This window comes from Daejeonella sp., assembly GCF_044232565.1.
Classification (GTDB): Bacteria; Bacteroidota; Bacteroidia; order Sphingobacteriales; family Sphingobacteriaceae; genus Daejeonella.
This window is the reverse complement of record NZ_JBIILQ010000118.1, coordinates 1-8,358: the sequence shown is the minus strand read 5'-3', so window position 1 is coordinate 8,358 and position 8,358 is coordinate 1. Positions and strand designations below refer to the sequence as shown.

Here is an 8,358-nt window from a genome sequence, read left to right as displayed (position 1 = left end):
CATCAGATTATAATTAATTGTTTGATTGATAAATCTTGTATTTATTCATCTATTAAAATTAAAAGCTCATGTTGAAACCAAACACAACTTTCTTACTAATTGGATATTTAATTGAGGATACACCATCTCCTAAAACTACTTCAGGATCTGTTCCAGAAAAATTAGTAGCTGTCCAAAGGTTATCTCCGCTTACAAATAATCTTGCTCTTGAAATTTTAGCTCTGCCTAATAATTGCTTTGGAAGATCATATCCTAAAGTTACGTTTCTCAATCTTATATAACTACCATCCTCTAAAAATCTAGTTGAGGTTCCATTTGAGTTATCCGCTCTTCCATGAATTGGTTTTGGATGCGTTGCTAAATCACCTGCCTTCTCCCAACGGTTCCAGCCTTCCGCTAAATTCATTTGGTTATAACTTTCGTATAATCCATCGCTGTCAAAGAAAAAGCGACTATCATTATAAACCTTGTTTCCATAAACAAAATTGAAGAAGGTATTCAAGCTGAAATTTTTATACTCAAAATTATTGGCAATACCCCCCGCAAATTTAGGAGCAGATGATTGTCCAACATATTGTCTAGTAGCCGAGTTGTAATTACTAGTATAGGTTAAGTACTCTTTACCATCTGAATCTTTAACTCTATTTTCCCATAATGGTGCCCCAGTTTCTGGATTTACACCCGACCAAACTGGCATAAACCACTCATCCATATCACGGCCAACGGCAATTGGTTGTCTAGCTCCTGTACTAACTTCCGTACGTCCGGCATTAACTTCCAAAACCTTATTACGGTTAAACGCAATGTTAAAATTAGTTTCCCACTTCAATGTTTTAACTAAATTTCTACTAGTTAAACTCAATTCTAGACCACGGTTACGAACATTTCCAACATTTTCAAAAACACCACTATAACCAGAAGTTGCAGGAAGAGGTCTGAAAAATAATAAAGAAGCCGCCTCTTTTTGATATAAATCAACGTTTAAATCAATTCGATTAAATAATCCTACTTCAAAACCAATGTTTGCAGATTTCGATTTTTCCCACGTTAAATCCGGATTAGCCTTCTGGCTAGGTGCCGCTCCTGGTAAACCAGCATAACTAGCACTTGAAGAAATAGAATATAAACCGAGTGCAGCATAATATCCAATACCCTCAGCATTACCCGTAGTACCATAACTGCCTCGCACTTTCAAGAAGGTAATAGGCTTTACATTTTCCATAAAACTTTCTTTACTAACAATCCATGATGCACCTAACTGATAGAAATTACCTCTTGGATTATTTGTACCGAATCTTGAAGAATATTCATTCACATAAGATGCCACAGCAAAGTATTTCTCCTTGAATCCATAATCTACTTGACCTAAATATTTACTGAATTGATAACCGTCTCTACCACCAGCTGGATTTGTAATAATGTCAGTTGCAGTACTAAATGCATTTCTACCAGCGGGTAGATTTTTTACATTGGCAGAAAAACTATCATTGTAACCCTCTTCAATTTCAGCAACGCCCAATATTCCAACACTATGATTACCAAAATTGTTTGAATATCTTAAACGATTTGATGTTAAAAATGAGTTAGAATAATTAGCTGATGCATAAGCCGTACCATTATTGGTAGCACCACCTTTGGATCTTTTATCATTAAAACTATCTGATCTATAGTTATTCAATCTTCCTCTATTATTTGTTGAGAAAGTTAAATTTTTAATGATATTATAATCAAGGTTAATATCAGCATTTACGTTAAAACTCCTAGCCCCTGAGGTATTGTATTGTAAGGTGTGTAAAAAGTTATCACGATCTCTTCCATACCAAGTTCCAAATCTTGGATCAATCGGGCTTCCAGTTGCATCATAAGCTGCATCGAATGGTAAGTTTACATAAGCGTTATACAAAGTCCCAGTCGGGTTATAAGTGTCCTTATTAAAAACACCATTTAATAACACCCCCAATTTTAATTTATCGGAAAGTTTCTGAGTTAAATTAGAACGGAAGTTATATCCGGTTTTACTATCTACAATTTGAGTTCCTTCTTCCTTATAATAATTGCCAGAAACATAAAACTGCGTTTTTTCACTACCTCCTGAAGCTGAAAGTTGATGGCTATTAACCATACCTTGACGGAACGCTAAATCCCACCAATCGGTATCATTATTTCTACGCTCAGGGGTTAAACCAGAATAAAACTTTGATTGATAATCATAAAGCTCAGCTGTATTCATGAGTTTAAAATTACCAGTATTAGGATTACTTAAACCAACACTGGTGTTAAAATCCATTATAGTAGTTCCAGCTTTTCCAGTTTTGGTAGTAATAATAATTACACCATTCGCAGCTCTAGAACCGTACAAACCAGTTGCAGCAGCGTCCTTCAAAATAGTAATAGTTTCAATATCGGTTGGATTGTAAGTACCGCCAATATTACCGTCAACTACTATTAGCGGACTAGTACTAGCATTGATACTACCAGCACCTCTAATCACGATGGTTGAACCAGAAGTTGGTGAACCAGAACCAGTTGATACTAATACCCCTGCAGCTTTACCTTGTAGTAAGCTAGAAACTTCGTTCGAAGTAACATCTCTAAGTTTTTCACCACTTACTATAGAAACAGAACTAGAAATCTGTTCAAGCTTTTTAGATGAATAACCTACCACAACTACTTCACCCAATCCTGTTGAGCTAGATTTCATGGTAATATCAATCTGATTAGCATTACCTACAACTCTTTCTATTGTCTCATAGCCAATGTAGGTAATCTGAAGAACATCCGTTGAGGAGGCCACAATCTTGAACTTTCCATCAATATCGGTTGTTGTACCAATATTGCTGTTTTTGATTTTAATCGAAACTCCAACAAGGCTTTCTTTTGATTCGTCCCTAACCGTACCAGAAATTTGGCGGCTAGCTTGTGCAAACACATCAGCGCTATAAAAAAATAGCAATGATAGTAGCAGAACCAGTTTAAATACTCCAAGCATTCTTACTGAAGAAAGAATTTTACTTGTAAAAGTACCTTTAAAGACATTTTGTGTGTAAATCTTCGTCATAATTTGTCTGTTTTAAATAAACGATAACCCATATCTTATTGGGAATTTAATAATATGAAGCTAGCTTAGTTAATTCCAGACAAAGAATTTTTTTTACTTAATTATTACACAAACGTTTGATTTAAATATTTTCCCATAAAACAAAATCAAATAATGATTGTATGCCGAAAAATAATCGTCTCAAAAAATAAAAGACACTTTGGAATCTTTAAAGTGATTTAAGTTTTATTAAAAAAATAATTAAAATATAAAATTTTAAAATATTATAACCAATATCTAAAAATTGGTCTAATAAAATAATGCAACATTACAATTGGATTGTAAGTAAAATCAAACTTCACTAAACATATATTTACGCAAACGTTTGCAATTATAAAAATTGCATAAAAAAGCCCTTGTATTAATACAAGGGCAGAGATATTTTAGTAAAAAATAAAAATTTTAGAGTCCGCTATCATCTAATGCAAACACATTTTTACGCGACTTCCATTTACCTCTTGTAAAATCTGGAAACTCCTGAGGTTTATTTCCTTCCTCCAAAGATTTAGTTGAAAGTGGTAAAATAACACTCATAGTAACCGAATCATACACATCAATTGGTGGCGTTTTCTTTTGTTTAATAGCCTCAATAAAACCATTAAATACAAACCAATCCATTCCACCATGGCCAGCGCCTAGTGCTTCTTTTTCATATTTTTTCCAAAGAGGATGATCATATTTTTCTACCCAAGTTTTAGCCTCATCCCAAGCATGTGCTTTACTAACACCCTGCACATGAATTGATTTGTTCACATCCATCCATAATCCTTTAGTCCCCTGAACTCTAAACCCTAAAGAATAGGGTCTTGGCAAATGAGTATCGTGCGTGAGCATCACCGTTTCACCATTTGCACAATTCATCATTGTTTGGGTAATATCCCCATTTTTATAATTAATTTTTGCATTGGGATGTCCTGGAGATTCTTTTTCTACGTATGCTGCCAATCCTCTGGCCTTAGAGCTAAACGAAACCAAATTTGTAAAGCGATTGCCTCGATTGATGTCGAAATACTGCATTACAGGTCCGGCACCGTGTGTTGGATATAAATCTCCATCTTGGTCAATATTAAATTGAGTACGCCATTGTGCTTCACTTAAAGCATTGGGTCCAAATTCAACACCACCGCCATAAATTTGCTTTCCATTATTAAAAAGCACATTTCTAAGATCATGTTGATAACCCCCCTCGGCATGCAGCATCTCGCCAAACACACCTTGACGAACCATATTTAAAACAGCCATTACATCTCTACGGTAACATACATTTTCTAGAGTACTATAATGCATACCAGTTTTCTCAGAAGTATTTACAATATCCCAATGTTCTTTAACACTCAAACCTGCAATAACTTCGCAACCAACATGTTTGCCAGAAAGCATTGAATCAACCGCTTGTATGTGATGATATTGCCAAGGTGTTGCTATAATTATTGCATCAATATCTTTATGATCCAAAAGACGCTTGTAAGCATCTAGTCCGCCGGTATATTCCTTTGCTTTAGGCCTACCCGCTTTTGCAATTTCAGTTCTGCAAATGTTTAAAGAGCGCTCCTGTATATCACAAATGGCAATAATTTCTGTGTCGTCTCTTAAGATTGCTTCTGAAATATGACTCATTCCGCGAGCTCCAACTCCAATAAATCCTAACCTAACCTTGGCCCCAGGTTTAGCAAATAAAGTGCCTGAAGGCAGTATGGTAAACCCTGCAGCAGCGAAGGCTCCAGTTTTAATAAAATCTTTTCTGTTCATGAATTTGAATTTTATTTATTTATAATTTGAATTTAATAGCCATTGCATTTAAATATGAAAGTATTAATATATTTTACCATAAAAACTAATTTGTATATTTAAAATGTACACAAACGTTTGATTCAGCAAAAAAAAGATTTATAATTTTAGTTTATTTTTTATATTAATCATATTAGCTAATAACTCTTACTCAATGCAATCCAAACCACCAACCATAAAAGAAATAGCACGTTTGCTAAAATTATCTATTTCTACGGTGTCGAGAGCGTTGCATGATCATAGAAGTATTGGCATAGCTACCAGACAAAAAGTTAAAAATTTAGCCGCAGAATTGAACTATGAGCCGAATCAAACAGCTATTTTTTTACAACAAGGCAAAACAAAAACGATAGGCGTAATTCTTCCCGAACTTTCCGAAGACTTTTTTTCCACAGCAGTCAATGCAATTGAGGATGTTGCCTATGAAAAAAATTATACGGTTTTATTGGCTCAATCACATGATGATGAAGAAAGGGAAAAACAGTTAGTCGAAAAAATGAAAAACCACCGTGTTGACGGATTACTAATCTCGGTGGCAAAAAATACAAGTAACTATGAGCATTTCGACCTTTTAAAGCGTTATAACATTCCTGTAGTATTCTTCGACCGTATTCCATCATTAAAAAATATCCATTACGTAGCCTGTAATATGGAAACAGGGACAATTCAGGCATTAAATTACTTGATAAAAAAAGGACATCGGGCCATTGGCTTAATAAACGGCCCATTAAACATGTATGCCAGTACCGAGCGAAAAGAAGGTTATATCAATGCTTTACTAAAAAGCAGACTCAAATTCGATCCCTCATTGGTTATTAATTGTGATTTAACTAAAAAAGAGGTCGAATTGGCCATGGATAAACTCCTTAAAAACAAGAGAAAAGTAACAGCCGTGGTAACTTTTAATGACTATGTAGCATTATATGCTATTAATTACCTACGTATTCATAATATGAAATCAGCTGAAGATATCGTATTTGTGAGTTATTCTAATTTACCACTTATTCAATATATGCACCACGTTCCAGTAGCCTCTGTTGAGCAGTACCCCTATAAACAAGGACAAAAAGCAACCGAAATTCTGCTCGATATTTTAAAACAGAAAGTGGAGGAAAATGCAGATAATGAAGCCTTTTATAAGGTTATTATTGAATCTAACTTAATTGAAAATCTAAAATAGATTCAGCAAATTCTAAATAATTGTATAAATAAGATACTAATTATCAACCTTTTTTAAAACGACTTATGGCATATCGGGACTCGAACTACAAAAGTCTAATATCTAAGTTCAAATAATAATTAAAATAGCTTAAGCTATTCTTTTGATTATTTCTAAACAAGCTCTGCTGTTGTGGTAAGGGCATTTCCAAAAACCAGCCTTTTCTTTTTCGTGCATCGGAAGATAATCATTTTGAAGTCCCCAAATCCACTCTCCATTTTGATAGTCTATTAAATGATCTTTAATGAATGTCCAACTTTGTAAGCTATGAGATAGATAATTCTCCTTATCACTAACCTGCCAAGCATTATAAAATCCAACCATAGCTTCTGCTTGTGGCCACCAATGCATTTCTTTGTCCCACTCCTTAGTTTCACTATCAAACTCATTCCATAATCCACCCCTCTCATTTAGACCTGAAATAGCTGCCTCAGTGATTTCTAAAGCAATTTTTTTAAAGGTTTCAATTTCCTTTTTATCATCAATAATTTCTGCTGCTTCTAACAGAAGCCAAGCAGCTTCAATATCATGCCCAAAAGAAAAGGCGGTTGATTTCACCTCCCATGTTTCTGTGAAAAACAGGTGAAGGTGGTTAGTCTCTTTGTCAATAATGTGCTCTTTGAAGTTGTTTAGCAATTTTTTAATTGCGTGTTTAAGCTGATCATCGGGCCATATGGAGAAAAGATTAGCATAAGCCTCAATCAAATGCAGATGAGTGTTCATGCTTTTCTTTTCATTTTGATCTTTAGTACTTAAGCGATTATCAGTAATTTCTTTCCAATCTATGGTAAAGGCTTCTATATATCCGTGATTAAGAGTATCAAAACTGTGTTTTTGAACCAGCAAAAAGCAACTTTTCGCTAATTGTAATATATCTTCATTTTGTGATATTTTGTAGTATTCAGATAATGCATAAATGGTGAATGCCTGTCCGTAGATTTGTTTTTTGTTATCTAAAACTTTTCCTTTAAAATCTAAGGCCCAATAGAAGCCGCCATTTTCTTTATCTTGAAAATATTTAACAAGGTACTTAAATGCATCATCTGCTATCTTCAAATACTCATTTTTACTATTTTGTAAGTACGCAGATGAAAATGTATAAAGTATTCTGGCGTTTAATACCAGTCCCTTTTCTGCTTTATTGTCTACGCAATTATTGTTATTTATTTTGCCGTAAAAGCCGCCATTTTCTTTATCTAAGGCATATTTAATCCACCAAGACAGAATTGAGTGTAACTCTTTATCTACTTCACTCTTGAAATTCTTGAGAATAATTAAATTTTTCATTAGTGGGCTAACTCATTTCTCAGCACTTATTGGCTTTTCTTTAAAAATTTTATTCTTATTAATAATGTTAATAATTGTTTCAGTCGTTTTTGCAGACCGAAATTCATCTTCAGAATTATTAATAATATAATCTAAAAGCTGATTTATTGAACTGGTTGCCACATGCATTCTTGTGTCTGATGAAGCGTAATAAATGTAGACTGTACCATCTTCATCAGCTATCCAACCATTGCTAAAAACCACGTTTGAAACATCACCAATTCTTTCTTCACCCATAGGAGCTAAAAAATAACCTGCTGGCTTATATATCACTTTGGTTAAATCGTTTAAGTCTGTCATAAACATATAAAGCACATAGCGCAAGCCAGCAGCAGTATTTCTTACCCCATGCGCAAGATGTAACCAGCCTAATTGAGTTTTAATAGGAGCTGGTCCGAGGCCATTTTTTGACTCATAAACAGTATGATATATTTTTTTATCAATTACAGTCTCATGCTCTATGACAGCATTTTCTATGGTTGCTGATAGACCAAAGCCGATACCTCCGCCATTGCCTGCTTCTACAAATTTGTCTTGGGGACGGGTGTAGAAAGCATATTTACCACTTACAAATTCAGGGTGTAGTACAACATTTCGCTGTTGAGGAGAGGGTGTTTTAAGATCAGCTAGCCTTTCCCAATCCTTCAAATTTTTAGTTCGAGCGATGCCACATTGGGCAATCGCAGCAGATTGGTCCCCATCACTTGCACTTTCGTCTCTTCTTTCAGTACAAAAGAGGCCGTATATCCAGCCATCTTCATGATTTATTAATCTTATATCGTAGATATTAGTATCAGGTTCATTGGTTTCTGGCATTTGTAAAGGATAATCCCAAAATTTGAAATTATCTATGCCATTATTACTTTCGGCAACTGCAAAAAAAGATTTTCTATCGATTCCTTCTACGCGTGTAACTAAAATGTATTTA

5 protein-coding genes are annotated in these 8,358 nt (G+C 34.4%); 1 reads left to right on the top strand and 4 read right to left on the bottom strand.

From position 1 onward, the window contains the following. Positions 1 to 58 precede the first annotated feature (58 nt). On the bottom strand, positions 59 to 3,058 hold the full coding sequence (locus ACILQF_RS07740) for a SusC/RagA family TonB-linked outer membrane protein (protein ID WP_395626845.1): 3,000 nt from the start codon (positions 3,056 to 3,058) through the stop codon (positions 59 to 61). A gap of 441 nt (positions 3,059 to 3,499) precedes the next feature. Beyond that, positions 3,500 to 4,846 (bottom strand): Gfo/Idh/MocA family protein, encoded by a 1,347-nt coding sequence (locus ACILQF_RS07735; protein ID WP_395626844.1) that lies wholly within the window; start codon positions 4,844 to 4,846, stop codon positions 3,500 to 3,502. A 193-nt stretch (positions 4,847 to 5,039) separates the two neighbouring features. Here ACILQF_RS07735 and ACILQF_RS07730 point away from each other — a divergent pair, with 193 nt between their 5' ends. Beyond that, on the top strand, positions 5,040 to 6,065 hold the full coding sequence (locus tag ACILQF_RS07730; RefSeq protein WP_395626843.1) for a LacI family DNA-binding transcriptional regulator: 1,026 nt from the start codon (positions 5,040 to 5,042) through the stop codon (positions 6,063 to 6,065). Positions 6,066 to 6,194: 129 nt separating this feature from the next. Here ACILQF_RS07730 and ACILQF_RS07725 read toward each other — a convergent pair whose 3' ends face one another. Together ACILQF_RS07725 and ACILQF_RS07720 are read right to left on the bottom strand one after the other, a co-directional pair. Then, the gene (locus ACILQF_RS07725; RefSeq protein ID WP_395626842.1) at positions 6,195 to 7,391 is read right to left on the bottom strand and encodes an AGE family epimerase/isomerase; all 1,197 of its coding nucleotides are present in this window, start codon (positions 7,389 to 7,391) and stop codon (positions 6,195 to 6,197) included. Between the two features lie 12 nt (positions 7,392 to 7,403). After that, the coding region (locus tag ACILQF_RS07720; protein WP_395626841.1) for a glycosidase at positions 7,404 to 8,358 on the bottom strand (955 nt) is incomplete at its 5' end.